The organism is Chryseobacterium sp. GM_Chr_2, from assembly GCF_026540445.1.
Taxonomy (GTDB): domain Bacteria; phylum Bacteroidota; class Bacteroidia; order Flavobacteriales; family Weeksellaceae; genus Chryseobacterium.
Genome location: NZ_JALNUD010000005.1, coordinates 299,760 through 319,442 on the forward strand (window position 1 = coordinate 299,760; position 19,683 = coordinate 319,442).

General features: G+C 33.5%; 18 protein-coding genes. 9 read left to right on the forward strand and 9 right to left on the reverse strand.

Annotated features, from left to right (window positions below; translation table 11 throughout):
• Positions 1–547: 547 nt before the first annotated feature.
• Positions 548–1,060, forward strand: a complete 513-nt coding sequence (locus tag OXQ85_RS10745) for a YceI family protein (RefSeq protein ID WP_267404354.1) — start codon at positions 548–550, stop codon at positions 1,058–1,060.
• Positions 1,061–1,218: 158 nt separating this feature from the next.
• Positions 1,219–2,046 (forward strand): 4,5-DOPA dioxygenase extradiol, encoded by an 828-nt coding sequence (gene ygiD, locus OXQ85_RS10750; RefSeq protein ID WP_267404356.1) that lies wholly within the window; start codon positions 1,219–1,221, stop codon positions 2,044–2,046.
• A gap of 53 nt (positions 2,047–2,099) precedes the next feature.
• On the opposite strand, the gene OXQ85_RS10755 is transcribed toward ygiD, so the two are convergent.
• Positions 2,100–2,372: a hypothetical protein gene (locus OXQ85_RS10755; RefSeq protein ID WP_267404358.1), complete on the reverse strand. Its 273-nt coding sequence runs from the start codon at positions 2,370–2,372 to the stop codon at positions 2,100–2,102.
• Between the two features lie 277 nt (positions 2,373–2,649).
• Here OXQ85_RS10755 and OXQ85_RS10760 point away from each other — a divergent pair, with 277 nt between their 5' ends.
• A complete protein-coding gene (locus OXQ85_RS10760) occupies positions 2,650–3,819 on the forward strand; it encodes a carboxypeptidase-like regulatory domain-containing protein (protein WP_267404360.1) in 1,170 nt (389 codons plus the stop codon).
• 211 nt (positions 3,820–4,030) lie between these two features.
• Here the strand turns inward: OXQ85_RS10760 and OXQ85_RS10765 are convergent, their stop codons facing one another.
• The 3 genes from OXQ85_RS10765 to hutH all read right to left on the reverse strand — a co-directional run bounded on the left by OXQ85_RS10765 (position 4,031) and on the right by hutH (position 7,702).
• Entirely contained in the window at positions 4,031–5,530 is a 1,500-nt protein-coding gene (locus tag OXQ85_RS10765) for a S8/S53 family peptidase (protein WP_267404362.1), read from the reverse strand.
• 116 nt (positions 5,531–5,646) lie between these two features.
• Positions 5,647–6,093 carry a GNAT family N-acetyltransferase gene (locus OXQ85_RS10770; RefSeq protein ID WP_267404364.1) on the reverse strand — a complete coding sequence of 149 codons (447 nt, stop codon included), beginning with the start codon at positions 6,091–6,093 and terminating at the stop codon, positions 5,647–5,649.
• Between the two features lie 121 nt (positions 6,094–6,214).
• Entirely contained in the window at positions 6,215–7,702 is a 1,488-nt protein-coding gene (gene hutH / locus OXQ85_RS10775; protein WP_267404366.1) for a histidine ammonia-lyase, read from the reverse strand.
• A 130-nt stretch (positions 7,703–7,832) separates the two neighbouring features.
• Here hutH and OXQ85_RS10780 point away from each other — a divergent pair, with 130 nt between their 5' ends.
• Both OXQ85_RS10780 and OXQ85_RS10785 read left to right on the forward strand, forming a co-directional pair.
• Positions 7,833–8,294 carry a hypothetical protein gene (locus OXQ85_RS10780; RefSeq protein WP_267404368.1) on the forward strand — a complete coding sequence of 154 codons (462 nt, stop codon included), beginning with the start codon at positions 7,833–7,835 and terminating at the stop codon, positions 8,292–8,294.
• On the forward strand, positions 8,294–8,593 hold the full coding sequence (locus OXQ85_RS10785) for a hypothetical protein (protein WP_267404370.1): 300 nt from the start codon (positions 8,294–8,296) through the stop codon (positions 8,591–8,593). Before OXQ85_RS10780 ends, OXQ85_RS10785 begins: the two co-directional genes overlap by 1 nt.
• Before the next feature lie 63 nt (positions 8,594–8,656).
• Here OXQ85_RS10785 and OXQ85_RS10790 read toward each other — a convergent pair whose 3' ends face one another.
• A complete protein-coding gene (locus tag OXQ85_RS10790) occupies positions 8,657–10,333 on the reverse strand; it encodes a T9SS type A sorting domain-containing protein (protein ID WP_267404372.1) in 1,677 nt (558 codons plus the stop codon).
• 109 nt (positions 10,334–10,442) lie between these two features.
• On the opposite strand from OXQ85_RS10790, the gene uvrC reads away from it, so the two are divergent.
• Together uvrC and OXQ85_RS10800 are read left to right on the forward strand one after the other, a co-directional pair.
• Positions 10,443–12,245: an excinuclease ABC subunit UvrC gene (uvrC, locus tag OXQ85_RS10795; RefSeq protein ID WP_267404373.1), complete on the forward strand. Its 1,803-nt coding sequence runs from the start codon at positions 10,443–10,445 to the stop codon at positions 12,243–12,245.
• A 125-nt stretch (positions 12,246–12,370) separates the two neighbouring features.
• Positions 12,371–13,150, forward strand: a complete 780-nt coding sequence (locus tag OXQ85_RS10800; protein WP_267404374.1) for a T9SS type A sorting domain-containing protein — start codon at positions 12,371–12,373, stop codon at positions 13,148–13,150.
• 98 nt (positions 13,151–13,248) lie between these two features.
• Here OXQ85_RS10800 and OXQ85_RS10805 read toward each other — a convergent pair whose 3' ends face one another.
• Genes OXQ85_RS10805 through OXQ85_RS10820 form a run of 4 tightly spaced genes read right to left on the reverse strand, consistent with a single transcriptional unit; the run spans position 13,249 to position 16,684 of the window.
• Positions 13,249–14,034, reverse strand: coding sequence for a hypothetical protein (locus tag OXQ85_RS10805; protein ID WP_267404375.1), 786 nt, complete (start codon positions 14,032–14,034; stop codon positions 13,249–13,251).
• A gap of 12 nt (positions 14,035–14,046) precedes the next feature.
• Positions 14,047–14,703: a hypothetical protein gene (locus OXQ85_RS10810; protein ID WP_267404376.1), complete on the reverse strand. Its 657-nt coding sequence runs from the start codon at positions 14,701–14,703 to the stop codon at positions 14,047–14,049.
• Positions 14,704–14,710: 7 nt separating this feature from the next.
• Complete coding sequence (locus OXQ85_RS10815; RefSeq protein WP_267404377.1) at positions 14,711–15,793, reverse strand: PorV/PorQ family protein; 1,083 nt, start codon at positions 15,791–15,793, stop codon at positions 14,711–14,713.
• A gap of 12 nt (positions 15,794–15,805) precedes the next feature.
• On the reverse strand, positions 15,806–16,684 hold the full coding sequence (locus OXQ85_RS10820) for an EamA family transporter (RefSeq protein WP_267404379.1): 879 nt from the start codon (positions 16,682–16,684) through the stop codon (positions 15,806–15,808).
• Between the two features lie 364 nt (positions 16,685–17,048).
• Here OXQ85_RS10820 and OXQ85_RS10825 point away from each other — a divergent pair, with 364 nt between their 5' ends.
• Complete coding sequence (locus OXQ85_RS10825; RefSeq protein ID WP_267404381.1) at positions 17,049–18,677, forward strand: carboxyl transferase domain-containing protein; 1,629 nt, start codon at positions 17,049–17,051, stop codon at positions 18,675–18,677.
• 187 nt (positions 18,678–18,864) lie between these two features.
• Positions 18,865–19,332 carry a VanZ family protein gene (locus OXQ85_RS10830; RefSeq protein ID WP_267404383.1) on the forward strand — a complete coding sequence of 156 codons (468 nt, stop codon included), beginning with the start codon at positions 18,865–18,867 and terminating at the stop codon, positions 19,330–19,332.
• The last annotated feature ends 351 nt before the right edge of the window (positions 19,333–19,683 follow it).

The following is a 19,683-nucleotide window of genomic DNA, read 5'->3' on the forward strand; positions in this document are numbered from 1 at the left end:
ATTTTGGTTGATAGTTTTTAGTTGATGGTTGATGGGATTCTTATATTGGATTCGCGATTAACTGTCTTTCAAAATGAAACATAATGGAATGAAGAATTTATATTCATAAATTTTTACACTCTGTTTGTCATTCCGTAGGGATCTAGACACGAATCTTTCCATACTGTTATCTAAAAAGGTTGTTGAGATCCTTACAGGATGACAAAGTGGATGGAAGTTTTTCTAACTTCTTAAGATTGCTTTCTCCCAATGACAAATATTGAAGTCTCATACTACAGTCCTAGCCCCGATAGAAACGGCATCCTTTTTTGTTGCGGCTGGAGCGAAGCGGAAGCCATAACAAAAAAGATATAGTGGATAGCGGGAAAAAGCTACTGAAAAAGAAAGGAAGTCAGAAGATGGGTGATTGAAGTTTTTGAATGATATTATTGATGTTTAATTAAAAGAAAAAATTAGCATAAAATCATTTCTTATCCTAAATCAATGAATTGTACCTCTCGCTTGATCTAAATTTGCATTATAATTAACAACAAAAAATATTAATACAATGGCTACAAAATGGAACCTAGACCCAGCTCACAGTGAACTTACTTTCAAAGTAAAACACATGATGATCTCTAATATTAAAGGAAACTTTACCAACTTCACTGCAGAAATCGATGCTGAAGACGATACTTTTGCCAACGCGAAAACAACGGCTACGATTCAGACAAGCTCTATCTCTACACACAACGCAGACAGAGATAATCACCTAAAATCTGCAGAATTCTTCAACGCTGAAGCTAACCCGACAATTACTTTCGAATCTTCTGCTTTGAACAACGAAGTAACTGGAAATTTAACAATCAACGGAATTACACAGCCTGTAACTCTTGATGTAGATTTCAACGGAATCAACGTAGATCCATGGGGAAATACAAAGGCTGGTTTCTCTTTTGAAGGGAAAATCAACAGAAAAGATTTCGGATTAAACTGGAATGCTGCTCTTGAAGCTGGAGGTGTAATGGTAAGCGAAGAAGTAAAAATCGCCGGAGAATTACAGTTCGTAAAACAAGCGTAATAAATTAAACGGGTTTTGGGGGAGCCCTGAAAGGGCGACTTAACACAGAATAGGATGCTAATCCTATTTAAATTGAATAAAATCCAAAAAATTTCAACATAAAAAGGTTCAAGGATTGCTAAAAACCTTGAACCTTTTTTCATTTAATAATCAATACAATGAACCTCAACGATCTACAAAACATAAGCGAAAATTTCAATAATACTCAAAGAATGCCTGTCCTTTTTCTAGGACACGGTTCTCCGATGAATGCGATTGAAGAAAATCAGTGTGTGCAAGGGTTTAGAAAAGCAGCAACCGAAATTCCGAAACCGAATGCAATTTTGTGTATTTCTGCACACTGGTTTACACACGGAACGAAAGTGACCGCGATGGATATGCCGAGAACTATTCATGATTTTGGAGGTTTTCCACAGGCTCTTTTTGATGTTCAGTATCCTGCGCCAGGAAATCCTGAACTAGCAAAAGAAACTGTCGAATTATTAGCACCTATTTTCGTGGAAGAAGATCATAATTGGGGCTTGGATCATGGAGCGTGGTCTGTCATCAAACATATGTATCCGAATGCAGATATTCCTGTCATTCAGATGAGTATTGATTATACAAAACCTCCTCAATATCATTTTGATTTAGCTAAAAGATTAAATAAACTTCGCGAAAAAGGTATTTTAATTATCGGCAGCGGAAATATTGTTCATAATTTAAGATTAATTGACTGGAGAAATATCAACACCGTTGGAGCCGGCTGGGATTGGGCGATTGAAGCTCGTGAAAAAACCAATAACTGGCTTTTGGATGAAGATTTCCAACATATTATCGATTATCAAAAACAAGGAACTTCACTGCAATATGCAATTCCGACTCCAGATCATTATTTACCATTGATTTATACTTTAGGTTTAAAAGATAAATCTGAAAATTTAGCTTTGTTCAATGATGAATTAATTGGGGGCTCATTAAGCATGACGAGCGTGAGAATTGGATAAACAAAAAATCGGAAGAAAATTATTCCTCCGATTTCTATACGAAAATGCTGTAATTAAATTCTGTGGATAGAAACAACGTGTGGCTGCCCTTCAATCGGAGCATAAATTTCCACTATCGCTTCCCACACAACCTGTGAACCGCCTGGCAAAGACGCCAAACACTTGAAACGGTAGTTTTTTCCGTTTACAAGCTGTGTAGAGACTTCTTGTGGTTTGTAATTTACACCAATGATTCCGCCCATTGCTTCGTCAAATACTTTTTGATCTTCTGGTGTAAGAGCGTGATATTTCGTCCACCCTCCTACTACTAATTCTTGAGTTTCCATAATTAATATTTTGGTATTCCTACTCTTATGGCTTTTCGGATTTCGCCCCGTTTTTAATGGTTTCTGGTCTCCATGGTTATTAGTTTTTTTGAATGCAATTTTTCTGATGATTTTAAAACTTTATTGTTCTTTAAAATGCTACCGTTATAATTACATCACAAAGCTAGCCCAGAAAAAAAGAAAATAAAAGCGTAGTAATACTCAATTTTCAGACTCCGTAGAAGTACCTATTGCCTCGGATTTTTTTATCACTAAAAATTTAGTAATATTGTTTACCATGAAAAAAACACTCTTACTTTTTTTAGTATTACTGCCTTTCTATCAAGTAATTGCTCAGATTATTAAAGGGACAGTGACGAATGATGCCGAACAGAAAATCGCCAACGTAACGATTTATATTGATGGAACCAAAATTGGAACAAACTCCAAGGAAGATGGAAGCTTCAGTTTAAATTCACCCGCCAACAATTCGGGAAATATTGTTTTCCAGAAAGAAGGTTATGAAACATTTTCTACGCCGCTTTCGGCAGTTTTAAATAAAACGTTGAAGGTTGTTTTGCTGAAAAGTAATGATATAGAAGAAGTTCGAATTATTCCTTACACAGAAGAAGCTTATAAAAATTTTATTAATTATTTCTTAGATAATTTTCTTGGATTTGATCGTGAAAATGTAAGAATTAAAAACCAAAGAACTCTAAAATTTGCTTTCGATAAAAAGAATCAGATTTTAAAAGTAAAAGCTCCCAAAACATTACTTATTGAAAATAAAATACTCGGCTATCAAATTGAGTACAACCTGATCAATTTCGCAGCCGATTTCAATACTAAAATGGTGAATTATGTCGGGACAAGTTTTTTCAGGGAAACAAAAAATTCAGATAAAATAAAACTGAACCGAATGAATGCCTACGATGGAAGTGCGCTTCATTTTTTCAGAAGTATTTATCAGAATACGATTTCTAAAGATCAGTTTATTGTAAATCATGTGGTAAAAGTTCCCAATCCGAAATACCCTACAGAAGAAGAACTAGCCAGACTGAGCAATTTTAAAGAGATGGCAAGAATTTCAAAAATATCATCTGTTCCTAACGACATTTTAGATATTTCACAAAGGAAAAACGCCAATAAACCTTACGCTTTGGCCATTACAAAAACATTAATTCCGGACACGGATTATGTGAAAAGAGAGAATAGAAAAGTATTGTTTACCTTTAAAGATATGCTTCAGGTGAATTATCAGAAATATGAGTACGAATTGAAAGGAAAACAATTTATAAAAACGAAAGATCCCGTTGTAATTTCCTCTTTTTTGCATCCTGAAGGTGAAACTTTTGAAGTTTCAAAAGACGGAAATATTACAAATCCTGATTTACTGATTACTGAGGGAGATTTTTCTAAAAATAAAATTGAAAACATGCTGCCGTTGGATTATCAGTTGGGAGATTGATGTATTACTCTAAAATTTAACCGCAAAAGATACATTTTTTAAGTTCAAAATTTCAATTGTACACGCTGTCATTTTGAGCGAAACAAAGTGAAGTCGAAAAATCTCAAATATCTTAATATTAAAAGATTCTTCATTTCATAATGCTTCGCAAAATTCTATTCAGAATGACAAAAAAATGTTGCTTTTGCGGTTAAAAAATTTTAGTTAAAACTTACTGAACAGCCTGTAAAACATTAATGTTTCCATAGCCGTAGTCTGAATTTTTTGTTGGATAATAAGTTGATGATTGTCTCATTTTATTCAACACCTGATCTCTCGTCCATGAAGGATTTTTAGACCAAACTAATGCCGCGATTCCTGCTGTAGAAGCCGTTGCGACTGATGAACCACCAACGTAATCTGTCTGCCCGTTATAATAGCTCAACACCGGAATATTGCTTCCTGAAGCTCTTTCCATTTGATAGGTAAAAGCAATCTCAGCTCCCGAATGGCAAACATCACATTTTTGATTAGACGTATTTTCTTTTACTCCTGTGATGGCTTGTGTTTCTGGCATCCAAGCCGGGAAAATAACCCCGACAAAAGTCGTAAAACTTGTGGAAGTTCCGCCCGCACAGAAGATTAATTTTCCTTTTGAGTACGCATATTTCACCCCATCTTCAATTTTCCCGACAGAGAAAATGTGTCCCATCGACATAGAAATAATTTTCACATTGTTATTATTTCCCAATTCTGTAAACGCGATTTTCACTCCGTTTTGTTCGTGATAACCATCCAAAACTACATTAGAAGCCGCTCTGTAAGTCACCAAATTAGCATTATAAGCTACCCCAACCGGCTGCCCCTGATTATTTCTCGGAGCCGCCATCGCCGAAGCCATGCTCGTTCCGTGACCACATTTATCAGCAGAACCGTCGTAACCTGTACTCCACGGCCAAACAGAATCTACATACACTCCATTTTTACTGATCGTTCTTCCAGAAGAAAGTCCGTTATTGAAACTGCTTCCCAATAAAGACTGTTCGGAAGAAACACCACTGTCAATTACGCCAATTGTAACTCCGGCTCCTGTGCTATAATTCCAGGCGCTTGTAATATTGTGTTTTGCAAATGACCAGGGCGCTTTCGCATTCGGTGTTACGGTTGTATAATCTGCTGCATTTAAAGCGGTAGATTCAAATCCGCAACCAGAAGAACTTCCGCTGGATTTTGCTGCTGTACCGTTATATTTATTTTCATTTTCAAAATAACGATAATCAGCAGGCTCCAGATAACGGATATTTTTCATTTTTCGAAGTGCAATAATTGTTTCCTGTTTTTCTATCGCAACATCAATTTGATTTAAATATTTATCCGAAGACAACAAAATACGGTCGGTTTTTCCTTCATATTTTTTAATTAAATCTAAAATTTCGTTTTCGATAGCCGCATTATTCGAATCTAAACCTCTGTCGAATGATGATCCGAAACCGATAGACGCAATTTTATTTCCCTGAAAAATAGCACTCCATACAAAATGATCTGAAGATTCTTTCCAGGAAAATTTCCCTTTGGTTTTGATCGTTTCATTAATTTTCTCATTAATTTCCTTCGAACTTAAGGGATCTTTCTGCGCCACTTCGATATTGGCAGGATTGTTCTGAACGTCTTCCCTGTTACAAGCCGTGAAAACCAAGAACAACATCATAAGGTAAAAAACATTTTTCTTCATATAAAGTAAATTTGATTAGTAAAACCAAGTTATCACTTTACATTGAATTAAAAAAAGATGAATTTTAAATATTCTTTAATTTTACTATGCTTAAAATACTAATTTAACACAATGAATTAAAGCGTCTTCTTATAGCAAACGCTATTTTCGATCCCAATATATTGTCCGTAATTAGGAATAAGTTCGTAGCCGTTTTTTTGGTATAAAGCAATGGCTTCCGGCTGTTTCAATCCGGTTTCCAAAACGGCAAAGGTAAAATCTTCTTCTTTTGCCCAAACTTCCAGCTCTGCCAATATTTTTGAGGCAAAACCTTTCCCTCTATATTCCGGTAGCGAATACATTCTTTTGATTTCTACCGTATCGTCTTCATATTTTTTAAAGGCTCCGCAAGCCACCGGTTTTTCATCAACAAAGAAAAGAACACAGTTTTTAAGCTGATCGATAGCATTAAACTGATGATAAAAGGCATGTTCATCACCGTCGCGAACGGCTAAATCCTGATCCAGGAATTTTACTAAATATTGAAAATCTGTATTGGAAGAGTCTGTTCTTGTGATTGTCATTGAATTGTTTTTGATAGTACAAAATTATTTATTTAAACATAAATTACAGCAATATTTTATGAATAGACGCGATAAAAACAAAAAAAACTCCCATTTCTGGAAGTCTTTGTATCATTTAAAATTAATTAACCACAAACTTTCTTTCATTAATTAATTCTGCAATCGCCAGCATATCTTCACCAATTAATCGGTCATCTTCAAGCTTTGTTACTTTTGAACGAAGAATAGCAAAATTTTCTTCAATAATTTTTGAACATTTTGAAGGTCTCCTGAATTCTAATCCTTGCGCCGCAAACATTAATTCAACCGATAAAATATTCACCAGATTCCCAAGAACCTGATTGAATTTTCTACCCGAAATACTTCCCATCGAAACGTGATCTTCTTGTCCTAAACTTGTTGGAATAGAATCTGCCGAAGCCGGAAAACACAACGTTTTATTTTCTGTAACCAACGCCGCAGAGGTATACTGAGGAATCATAAATCCTGAATTTAATCCTGAGCTTTCCGTTAATAATCTTGGTAAACCGTATTTTCCTTCCAATAATAAATAACTTCTTCTGTCTGAAATATTTCCTAATTCCGCAGCAGCTAAAGTTGCATAATCTAAAGGCAAAGCCATCAACTGTCCGTGGAAATTTCCTCCTGAAATAGATTCTTCAGCACTTAAAACAATCGGGTTATCTGTTACAGAGTTCAGTTCTGTTTCAGCCATCATTTTTAAATGTTCAAAAGCATTTCTGCTCGCACCATGAACCTGAGGAACGCATCTCATCGAATAAGGATCCTGAACTCTTTCGCAATCTTCGTGCGCTTTCATATTTTCAGAACCTTTTAAGAATTTCAACATTCTTGCAGCTACTTTTTTACTTCCCTCGAATGGTCTGATCTCGTGAAGCTCTTTTTTGAACGGACTTTCAGAACCTCTGTACGCTTCAAGACTCATCGCTGCAGTCATATCCGCTAAATCCAATAAATATTCGAATTTTTCTAACCCTTTAATGGCATGAGAAAGAATAAACTGAGTTCCGTTGATTAATCCTAAACCTTCTTTTGGACCTAAAACTAATGGTTCAAGATTATTTTTTTCCAAGATTTCAGCAGTATTGAAAATTTCATTTCCAACCCAAACTTTTCCTAATCCTAATAATGGTAAAACCAAGTGAGCCAACGGAGCCAAATCTCCGGAAGCTCCTACAGAACCTTGCTCCGGAACTACGGGAATAATGTCTTTCTCCAACATCAAAATCATTCTCTCAATGACTTCCAAAGAAACTCCTGAGAAACCTTTTGACAAAGCATGAACTTTAGCAATCATCATGATCTTTGAAAATTCTTTGTCAATCGGTTTTCCTACACCAACAGCGTGAGAAATAATTAAGTTATATTGTAACTGCGCAGTTTCATCAGCAGAAATTTTAGTATCACAAAGCGGTCCGAAACCTGTGTTAATTCCATACACACATCTATCCGACTCTACAATTTTCTGAACATTTTTCTGAGATTTTAAGATCTGTTCTTTTGCCGTTTTATTCAGTTTAGCTTTATTTGGAGTTTTACAGATTTCCAATACATCATGGAAACTGAAAACATCTACACCGTATATCATTCTCTAAAAATTTGTCTTAAAATTACACATTTAGCCATAACTGGAAAAACTAAATTTCGACTAAAAATATTTTGCATCACAACTGGTTTTATTTATTATTTTTACGCTCTTAAAACAATTATAATAACTTATGAAAATCAAAGCTTTACTCTTTGCCTCATGTCTTGTAAGCATGACTACTTTTGCTCAAAAGGTGAAATATTCTAAAGAAGACATTAAAAAAATGGAGATGTATCTTTTTAATGAAGGATTCAACACACCATCGCCCAAGAAAACATCTACTATTATTTTAAAAGATGGAAGTACTCACAAAGGCTTCTGCAGCAAAACTGACACTAAAAAGGGACAGATTTTTGAAGTGGCTTTAAAAGACAGCATCACGAAGAAAAGTGAGGTTTTCAATGCCGATCAAATTGCGGAGATATATATCTACCCAAGCAATGCCGAAAAAATTGCAAAAGTGGCAAGATACATGGGAAACATCAGAAATTACAGCACGAAAAAATTAACTAAAAGAACCAATAACGACAGAATTTATTTTGTAAATCAAACCGTTTCACTTAAAAATAAAAAAGATGATAAAGAATTTTAATGCAGGTCATCAATCCTGAATTTGATGATATTATTTCTGTTTATTATGATCCGAGAGCGAAGGAAACATCAGGTTTTTCAATCGGAGGGAGCCCTCAGCTAGGTGGTGGCGTTAGCAAATCTTATTATGTAAAAAAAGGAGATAAAGTAATGTGGCTTCACAAAGATGATTTTGAAGATAATTATGATTTTCTTTTCGGAGATAATGCAGAATTCATGAAAAAATATCCTAAAAATTCTGTAGAATGGGATTATTTCAGCTTTTTGGTTCAGGAATATACTGCCATGACAAACGGGTAAAACTAAATTATAATAAAAAAAGCTGTAGAAAAGTTTTCTACAGCTTTTTTTTGTGTTTAAGAATTATTTTTTAATAATCTTAAATGATTGATTAATCTTTTTATTGCTAATTTGTAAAATATAATTTCCAGAGTTTATACTTCTCACATCAATATTATCAGCATTTTTAGCTGTAATAACAACTCTTCCAGTTAAATCATATAAAACTAATAAATCCATCTTTTCAGAAATTTTTATATAATCACTAGTAGGATTAGGATATACGAATACATTCACATTAGAATTATTAAGTTCTGTTACCGAAAGAAAAGATTGAGGAATATTTAATTTAGATATTAAAACATTATAATTAGGATTTGAATTAAAGGGGCTTTCTGTTAAAAAACCAAAGATTTTACCTTCATTTGTTACATTAGATAAGCAAAAATAAGAACTTGGGTTAGCCTGCCCTGTATTGATTAATGTACTGTTAACAATATTTGTACCTATTGAATTTAGAGAAATAACATAATGTCTAAAATCTCCACCAGAGCCGATTACCATACGTCTCGTACTAAGAATAAAATTACCTGATGAAGGTATTTTTTTTAAGTCAGATAAATTATCATAATTCTCAAATGAAGTTTTCTTAATTATATTCCCATTATTATCTATCTTCATCATCCAAGAATCTAATACCACAAGATTATATTTTGAGTAACCAAAGAATAAATTAGCATTATCAGTTGTAGTTTCGGTAAATAATGCTTCATCAAATTGAGGTCCATTAGATGAAAATGTCTTTTTCCATAATAAATTTCCAGATGTTGAAATTTTCACAAATGTCGCATCATAATTTTCATATGTCGTAGAACCGGAAGTAAAAGGCACATTTTCCCTTCCTCCAATGATATATCCGTCACTTAAAGCTTTTATGTCATTAATGAAATTCGATTGTTGTATATCTGTTGATTCTATCTTAGAGTTTAATAATATATTACCATTCACATCCATTCTGTAGATAAATCCTTTATAGGCATTGGTTGCCGTATTGGAAGAGTAATCACCATCTATTGAAGCAGAATTTACCAGTAACAAAAATTCATTAGAATTAACAGTTTTTAAATTACTCGATACTTCATCAAGAGAACCCTGTAAAAGTTTTTTCCAAATTACATTTCCAGATTCATCCAGTCTTATTACCCAAACATCTTTACCGGTTGTACCTGCGTGGGCAAAATCAAAATCATTGGAGTTGGTATTCACTGTTAATATATAACCATTGGGAATAGATATTATTTGAGCTCCTGATTCGTTACCGGAACCCGAAAAAGAATTATTCCAAACAATATTTCCACTAGAATCTAGTTTTGTAACCCAAAGATCATCACCTCCTCTATTTATATTAAAATTCCCTGAATTGGATTTTGATTTAGATAGTAAAATTGTTCCTCCATCATTTGAACTAACCATAGTTACAGGAACATCATCATTATTTCCACCAAATACTTTTTTCCAAAGGTAATTTCCGTTATTATCTATTTTTGTAACAAAAACATCCTTCAATCCATTATTAGTAGGAATATCTCCATCATTGCTTAAAGTACTCCCTGTAAAAACAAAATTACCATCCGAAGATTCTATATTTTTCACAAAATCTTCAACATTACTTCCTCCAAAACTTTTTTGCCATTCTAGTGTTTGCCCTTTTACGCCCATCAACGAAATTGACGCAATTAAAAAAATTGATCGCTTTTTCATAATTTTAGTTTATTTTGATACAAAAATATTGATTTTTAGGTTACTTACGAATGATTATGGGGTAAAAATTTGTGTTTTCCATTTAATATTCATTTACTAATTTTGTCTTATGAATCCTTCGTTAGAATTACAGCTGAAAACTTTACCATCTGAGCCCGGCGTTTATCGTTATTATGATAAAAACGAACAACTATTGTATGTCGGGAAGGCTAAAAACCTCAAAAAAAGGGTTCTTTCCTACTTCAATAAAAATCTTTCGGGTTACCGAATTAAAATCATGGTCAGTAAAATCCAACGATTGGAGACCACGATTGTAAACAGTGAATATGATGCGCTTTTGCTGGAAAACAACCTGATTAAAGAACATCAGCCTTTTTATAATGTCATGTTGAAGGATGACAAAACCTATCCGTGGATTTGCATTAAAAATGAAGAATTTCCAAGAATATTTTTAACGAGAAATAAAATTAAAGACGGTTCAGAATATTTCGGGCCTTATGCGAAAGTGCGTCCTGCAAAGATTTTACTGGATACCATTAAACATATTTATAAATTAAGGACTTGTAATTTAAATTTAGCTCCGAGTAAAATCGACGAAGGAAAATATAAAGTCTGCCTTGAATATCATATTAAAAATTGCGAAGGCCCTTGCGAAGGCTTGGAAAGCAAGCAAGATTATGATGAAAAAATAGATGCCATCCGCGGAATTATAAAGGGAGATTTCCGAAAAGCAAAAGAATATCTTACCGGACAAATGATGAAATATGCCAGCAATCTAAAGTTTGAGGATGCCCAAATCATCAAAGAAAGACTTGATATTCTGGAAGATTATCAGTCTAAAAACACGGTAGTAAATCCTAATATTGATGATGTTGATGTTTTCGGAATGACGAGTGATGAAACAGCGGCGTATGTAAATTTCTTTAAGATCAGGAACGGAAATATCATTCAAAGTTTTACGACTGAAATTAAAAAAATCCTTGAGGAATCTGACGAAGATATTATGGAAGAAGCGCTGATTGAGATTCGTCAGAAATTTGCTTCCGATTCCAAAGAAGTTTTGCTCCCTTTTCATTTATCAGTGGAAATTCCGAATGTAAAATTGATCGTTCCGAAAGTAGGTGATAAAAAACGTATCGTGGAACTTTCTGAAAAAAATGCGAAGGAATATCGTTTAGAAAAATTAAAACAAGTTCAAATTGTAGATCCGGAAAGACATACCAACAGAATTATGGCAGAAATGCAAAAACTGCTGAGAATGCCAGTGGAACCTAGACATATTGAAGGTTTTGATAACTCGAATATTCAGGGAACGAATCCTGTTTCGGCATGTGTAGTTTTTAAAGATGGAAAGCCAAGTAAAGCCGATTATAGAATTTTTCATCCCAAAACCGTTGAAGGGCCGAACGACTTTGCCACGATGGAAGAAGTCATTTATCGTCGTTACAAAAGGATGCTGGACGAGGGTGAAAATTTGCCACAATTAATTTTGATTGATGGTGGAAAAGGGCAATTATCATCTGCTGTAAAAAGTTTACGATTATTAGGGTTATACGGGAAAATAACCATTGTAGGGATTGCTAAAAGATTGGAAGAAATCTTTTTCCCCGAAGATCCAATTCCATTGTATCTCGATAAAAAGTCTGAAACGTTGAAAATCTTACAGAGAGTTCGAGACGAAGCGCACCGTTTTGGAGTAAAACACCACAGAACCAGAAGAAAGAACTCAACGATAAAATCTGAACTAGAGGAAATTCCGGGAGTTGGCGGAAAGACTATCGAATTGCTTTTATCTAAATTAAAGTCTGTAAAAAGGATCAAGGAGGCTGATTTGGTGACATTAGAAGAAATTATCGGAAAAAGTAAGGCGAAAATTATTCGTGATTTCTTCGACAATCAACCTTCTTCATAATTGCTAAAATTATCAGTAACAAAAAACTTTAACTAATTAAATTAATATCATTAAATAACGCTTATAATTACGAATGATTTAATTATTTTTCTATCTTCATATTGTAAAAATAAAAAAGTACAATTATGAAAAATTATTACAATTTGGCAAAATCATTTGCATTTTTATGCGCGTCTGCGTTTTCAGGTTTGTTTAATGCTCAAACGTATTGTAGCCCAACCTATTCCAACGGCTGTAGTAGCTGGAGAATTACACAAGTATCTATTCCGGGAGCTAATTTTAATAATACATTTGCTTCAGGCACTTGCACATCAGGTAGGGATAGAACATCTGTTTCTGTAAATCTGAATACAAATTTCAGCTATAATGTGAGTGTAACTACTATGGGATGGATGTCTTGCGGATTGGCTATCGACTTTAATAAAGATGGTGATTTTGATGATGCTGGTGAAAATCTTTACATGCCTGCTTACATTGGAAATACAAGTCCGGAAACGTATTCCGGTTCGTTTACTGTACCTTCATCTGTTACTACAGGAAGCTATAGAATGAGAATCTGGACTCGTGAAGCTAATGCACAACCAGGAACTTCTGCATGTGGTTCTTATGCTTATGGAACCTGGACAGACTACACGGCAAATATTTTAGGGCCTTTGGCAACTTCTGAAGTGACGAAATCAATTGCTAAAATTTATCCAAACCCGGTTTCTGATGTTCTGAATATTGAAGATAAAAATACAATCGAATCTGTAGAAATTTATGATGCCAATGGAAAAATGGTTAGAAATATTTCTCAATTAGGAAAAAATGCATCTGTGAAATTATCAGATCTAGTTCCGGGAATGTATACAGCTAAGATTAAAAATAATAAAGAAAGCCAGACTATTAAATTTATCAAGAAATAAAAGTTTTTTTGGTAGATCCTTCTCAGAACCTTTAATAAAAAAATATCCTTAATTCTTTCATGAAATTAAGGATATTATATTTTATGTAACAATTAATTTTACTTTCCTGTAAAAATGTCTCTGGAAAAATCTCCGTTTGTCTGAGGCATTTCAATAACGATATTTCCATTCTCAATATATCCAAGAGTAGATTCACCGTTTGCCAATTTTACTCTGAAGACATCTTTTTTTGCTGTTGCTTTAAAAGTGGCGTAAGGAACAGAACTATTAGGATCAGCCAAAATAAACTGATCTTCGGCTAACTTAATTTTCTGAAGATTTAATTTTCCGTTGCTGAATTTCGTTGCGGTACTTGTTGTAAAAGTAGTTGCGGCAGCTTCTTTAGTTTGAGTCTGAACAGGAGCTTCTTTTACGGGTTGTACTTCTACACGTTGAGTATTTTCAACAGCGGCTAAGTTAACTGTAGGATTTGATGAAGAAATACCAACCAATGCAGTTCTTAACGCATCTGAGTATCCTTCTTGAAATTCTTTAATACTTGAGCCACCTTTTGCTTCAGAAATAGTTTTATCATTACAATCTTTAAACTGAACTGTAACTTTATTCTTTAAAAAACTACTTGTATTTAAAACTTCTGCATTCAAGACATTACAAGGATTTCCTACTTCAGCAGGCCATTTACTTTTATCTGAAGGAATGACAACGTATTTTTTAGATGTCAAATTTTTAGACAAAAACCCCTCCAGTCCATAAGATTCTTTCTCAAAATCTTTAAATTTTTCTGGTACAGCAATATATTTATAATCAGAAACTTTTTGTCCGAAGGCAACTAAACATGAAAATGTAAATATTAACATTCCTGCCTTCTTGATTTTATTGTCCATAATGTGTAAATTTTATTTTTTCATAGCTTCATCAAAATTCTGTTTAAGCCTATTTTCAAAATCTTTTATAAAATCTGCTTCAACTTCACTACTATTTATCAACTTTTTTGACTCCTTATCTACAACTATTTCTCCACTGTTTCTTTTATAATATTCTCTATGGAATGATTCTTCTCCGGATAAATAAGTAGGCATTAATTTATCTATCTTATTATCATAATATGCTAGTATCATTCTGTTCATATAATAAATAACTTTCTTTTTTCTTTCTTGGGTTAGAATTCCAAAATCAAATTTCAATCTATAAAGATTTTTATATGGTGAGTATTGTGTAAAAAAAGGATTTCTATAAAGAACAATGATTTTATCAATATTATTTTTTCTACAAAAATCGTGTAAATATTCTCGTTGCTTATTCTCCGAAAAAACATTGTTATTTTCTAAAATACTGAAATCAAAATCATTCAACGTTTTAGTTTGCGCCGTGAGCTTTTTTATAAAATCTGACGCATCATAATTAAGTACTTCAGTAAATTTAACGGCAACATTTGTCCCTACTTCAGCATGAATGTGTTTAAGCTTAGAATTAATGTTAGTTGCAAATCCAACTGTTTGAGAAAAAATACTTATTTTCCAAAACATTAAGAATAGGAATATTGCTTTTTTCATTTTAAAATTAATCATTTCTAAACTCTCCCATATCTAATTTCAGAGAGAAAAAGTTTGAATAAAAATTAGAACCTCCAATTCCCGAGTTGGTAATCGCATAATCCAGCGTTAACCCTCTATATCTAATCCCGATACCTGCACTTGGCTGGAACGAAACTTTTCTTTTTAAATCCTCAATATCTGTAATATTCTGGAAACGGTTTACCCCTAATCTTACAAAAATCATTTTTTGATATCCTAACTCGGCCCCCGCATAAGGAGTAATACTCGCGAAATCTGTAGATAAAAGAGCTGCTGTCTTAGCAAAATCAACATTAATACCCGCTTCTGGCAACACGTAAACACTGCTGTTGATTTCAAAATTTTTACTTACCCCAACATTCAGTTTTGGCATCGTAAGTTCCATCTTATCTTTCGGCGCAGGGTTGAATTCCTCACCATTCACAACAGTGGAAAGTTCTTTTTGATTTACCGTCCAGAAATTCACTGTAGTTGTTGCGTCTCTCAACATTCCCCCGATTTTATAACCATTATCTAATTTGTAGATGGCACCGATATCAAATCCAAAACCATAACCGTTGGCAAATTTTCCTACATTTCTGTAAACTAATTTGGCATTCACCCCAACATCCAATCTTTGATTTCCTCCTGGATTAAAAGCATAGGAAAGAACTGCAGCATAATCCGACTGAGAGAATTTTGTGATTTTATCATAATCAATATTACCTTCAGGATCGATCATTTGGGTCGTGTTCAAAATATTATCAACACCAAGTCTCACCACTGAAACTCCAAAAACTCCGGTTTCCAATACTTTTGCATACGCGAGGTAATCATACTTTGCAATTGATTCAAAATATTCCGCGTGCATCGCAGCTCCTTGCCAATCTTTTTGAATGGCCATTAAACCTGCCGGGTTCCACATCGGAGAATATACATCATCCTGATTAGAAATTACAGCTCCTCCCATCGCAAGCCCTCTCGCTCCGGCTCCAATATTTAAAAATTCATTGGAATATTTTCTGATAATTTGAGCCTGAGATACCCCAAAAACCAGGGAGAATGCAAGCAAAAGATATTTTTTCATCATAGATGTCGATGCTTAATTTAATTTTTTTGTTTTCTTAGCTTTTATTAATCCGTTGACAATGATTGCCAGTATCATAACACCTGATGCTACATAAAAAATAGAGCTCATATGTTCCGATTCCCCAAAGATAAAAAAAGCTAGTATAATTCCGTAAACTGGTTCTAAATTAACTGTTAAAATTAGTGTAAAAGGCGAAATATATTTCATTAAATTCACCGATTCTAACATCGGAAAAGCGGTGAAAACACTCGCCAACAAGCATATTAACGCAATATCACGGTAACTTATTTCATTCATTTGAAAAATTTGTCCGGAAAACAAATAAATTATCATCAAAATGAACCATCCGCAGAAAATTTCATAAAAAATAATGTTTCCAGAGCTCGTCTTTCCAAACATCTTCCCATTAAAAACGGAAAATATAGTTCCGAAAATAGCACATAAAACGCCATACATAATTCCTTCTTTGTATTGGAATTCAGTTTTAAATATTAATAAAATACAGGCTACAATCACAATTCCCATCAAAACTTCAGAAATATCAATCTTCCGTTTAAAAATAATCGGTTCTAAAATTGAGGCAAATAAAGTGGATAACGAGAGACAGCTTAAAGCTATCGAAACATTCGAAACTTTAATGGAATAAAAGAAACAATACCAATGAAGCGCCATGGTAAAACCAATCGCAGCCAATTGAAAGAAAATTTTCTTTGAAACTTTTATACTTTCCTTTTTATAAATTCTGATAAATGCAAAAAGAAAAATCGCAGCAAAAAGCATTCGGTAGAAAACAAGAATCTGCGCATTCGCATGAATCAGCTTTCCTAAAATTGCCGTAAACCCCCACAAAAAAACAATCAAATGCAACCTGAAAAGTGCTAATTTATGCATACCTTAACCTCTTTGAATTTCAACATGCAAATTTACAAATAGGTTTTACAATTCTTATAAAAAATTCAAAAATTACAGGGGAAATTTAATCTTAATTAAAAAAGAAAAACCCTGAAAATTTGTTCAACTTTCAGGGCCTTCAAATAATAAACTATTAAAAAAATAAACTAGGAACTAGAGTATTTTGTAGAGGATATTATCCCCAATACTCTGATGTAAAGTTAGAAAAAAAATCATGTATTTAAAAACATTTTTTAGTTAAAAATTTCACAAATTTCTGAAAACCAATAAATTAAACACTCGTTTTATTTAAATCTAAAATGTTATGAAAAATAGTATCTTTAGGCGTAAAAATTGAAAGTTTATGGACATTGAATTCAACAAACGGGAAGATCAAAACAGATTAAAGCTATCCGAGATAAATCGTCTGCTTGCCGAAATTAAAAAAGGAGGTGGAGAAAAAAGACTTCAGAAGCTTCGTGATGAAGGAAAAATGACGGCAAGAGAAAGAATTGAATATCTTCTCGATAAAGATTCAGATTCCATAGAAATTGGTGCTTTTGCAGGCTATGAAATGTATGAAGAACACGGCGGATGCCCAAGCGGTGGCGTAGTTGTGGTAATGGGATATGTTTCGGGGAGACAATGTTTGGTTGTAGCCAATGATGCATCGGTAAAAGCGGGTGCTTGGTTTCCGATTACTGGCAAGAAAAACCTGAGAGCCCAAGAAATTGCTATGGAAAATAGACTTCCAATTATTTATTTGGTAGATTCAGCAGGTGTTTATTTACCAATGCAGGATGAAATTTTTCCTGATAAAGAACATTTCGGGAGAATTTTCAGAAATAATGCTAAAATGAGTTCCATGGGAATCATCCAGATTTCCGCTGTAATGGGCAGTTGTGTTGCCGGTGGAGCTTATCTACCGATTATGAGCGATGAAGCGATGATTGTGGACGGAACGGGCTCTATTTTCCTTGCAGGAAGCTATTTGGTGAAAGCTGCAATTGGAGAAAGCATTGATAACGAAACTTTGGGTGGAGCAACAACGCATTGTTCTATTTCCGGAGTTACGGATTATAAGGCTAAAGATGATAAAGATGCTTTGAATAGAATCAAAAATATTATGAAATCTTTAGGCTCTACTGAGAAAGCTGGATTTGACAGAATTGAAAGTGCTCAACCAAAAGAAAAACCAGAAAATATTTTCGGAATTATGCCGGTTTCAAGAGCTGAACAATATGATACGTATGAAATCATTAAATGTTTAGTTGATAATTCTGAATTCGAAGAATATAAACCTGATTACGGTAAAAGTATTGTTTGCGCCACAGCAAGAATCGACGGCTGGTCTGTGGGAATCGTTGCCAATCAAAGAAAATTGGTGAAAAGTGGAAAAGGTGAAATGCAGTTTGGCGGAGTTATTTATTCTGATTCAGCTGATAAAGCAACAAGATTTATTGCAAATTGTAATCAGAGAAAAATACCTTTGGTTTTCTTACAGGATGTGACTGGTTTTATGGTTGGTTCAAAATCAGAACATGGCGGAATCATTAAAGATGGAGCAAAAATGGTAAATGCCGTTTCTAATTCTGTGGTTCCAAAATTTACGATTATCACAGGAAATTCTTACGGTGCAGGAAACTATGCAATGTGCGGAAAAGCTTATGATCCTAGATTAATTGTGGCCTGGCCTTGGGCAGATCTTGCCGTAATGGGAGGTGCGCAGGCTGCTAAAGTTTTAGCGCAAATCCAGGAATCGACATTGAAAAAGCAAGGCAAAGAGATTTCTGAAGAAGAGCGTAAAGAAATTCTAGATACAATTTCAAAAAAATATCAAAAGCAAACAGAATCAACCTACTCAGCGGCAAGACTTTGGACAGATGCAATCATTAATCCGATAGATACTAGAAAATGGATCTCTATGGGAATTGAAGCCGCTAATCACGCTCCTATTACTGAAAAATTCAACTTAGGAGTAATTCAAGTATAATAAAATTAATTCAAAATACATTTAAGCCTTATTATTTTTAATAAGGCTTTTATTTTGTTAAAAAATATTAAATAAGCATAAAGTTTCTAAACCACATACTATAAGGGTAAGGTTTTTGTTATAAAAATAACTTCAAAAACTAATAGCACTACAAAACTTTTTTATTACTAATCCCAAAAGGAAACCTATGAAAAAACATTTTGCAGTTCTAATTTCTGTATACGCCGTCTTTTTATTATATATGATGTTCTTTGGTTCGGGTAGAGAAGCTTCAGATTGCTTCTATCTTCAGCTCAAGCCTTTTAATACCATACGTATGTTCTTCACAGATAGTCGCGTTGAGGAGACCGATTTTATCATTAATATTATAGGTAATGTATTTGTTTTCAGTCCGTTTGGGTGGTTAGGTCTTTGTATTCGAAAATTTAATAAATTCTTTCCTATCACATTTTTCTTTATTATTACCATCACATTAATTGAATTAACTCAATCCTACACAGGTCGCGGAGTGGCCGATGTAGATGATGTTTTTTTAAATACTTTGGGAATGATTATAGGATTTATTTTATTTAAATATGCTACGTGGAAAAACTTGGCAAATATCAGATCCCATTTCGAACTTTACGATAAAAACTATAAAATACAGACTTCTTAAAATTTATAATTGTATTAATTTATAGATCACTAATATCTAAATTAAATTATTAGGAGCTATTTCCCGCTTTTCATTGCAATCTTTTTTTTCAAAAAAGGATTTTCATTTCAATCGGGACTAGGGATTTGGTCTGTTATTTTAATATTTCAAGATGTCAGAAAATATCTCCTTTCTCACTTATTTCAATTAATTTGCTCTTCAATTTTAATCAGATTTTTAAATATTCTCAGAAAAAAATACTTTTTCCATATTTACTTTCGTAAATCTTCAAGGTATCCATGAGCCACGAAGTGGCGATTTACATCAGGATAGGATGATAATCCTATTTTTTGAAAAATAGATAGATAGATA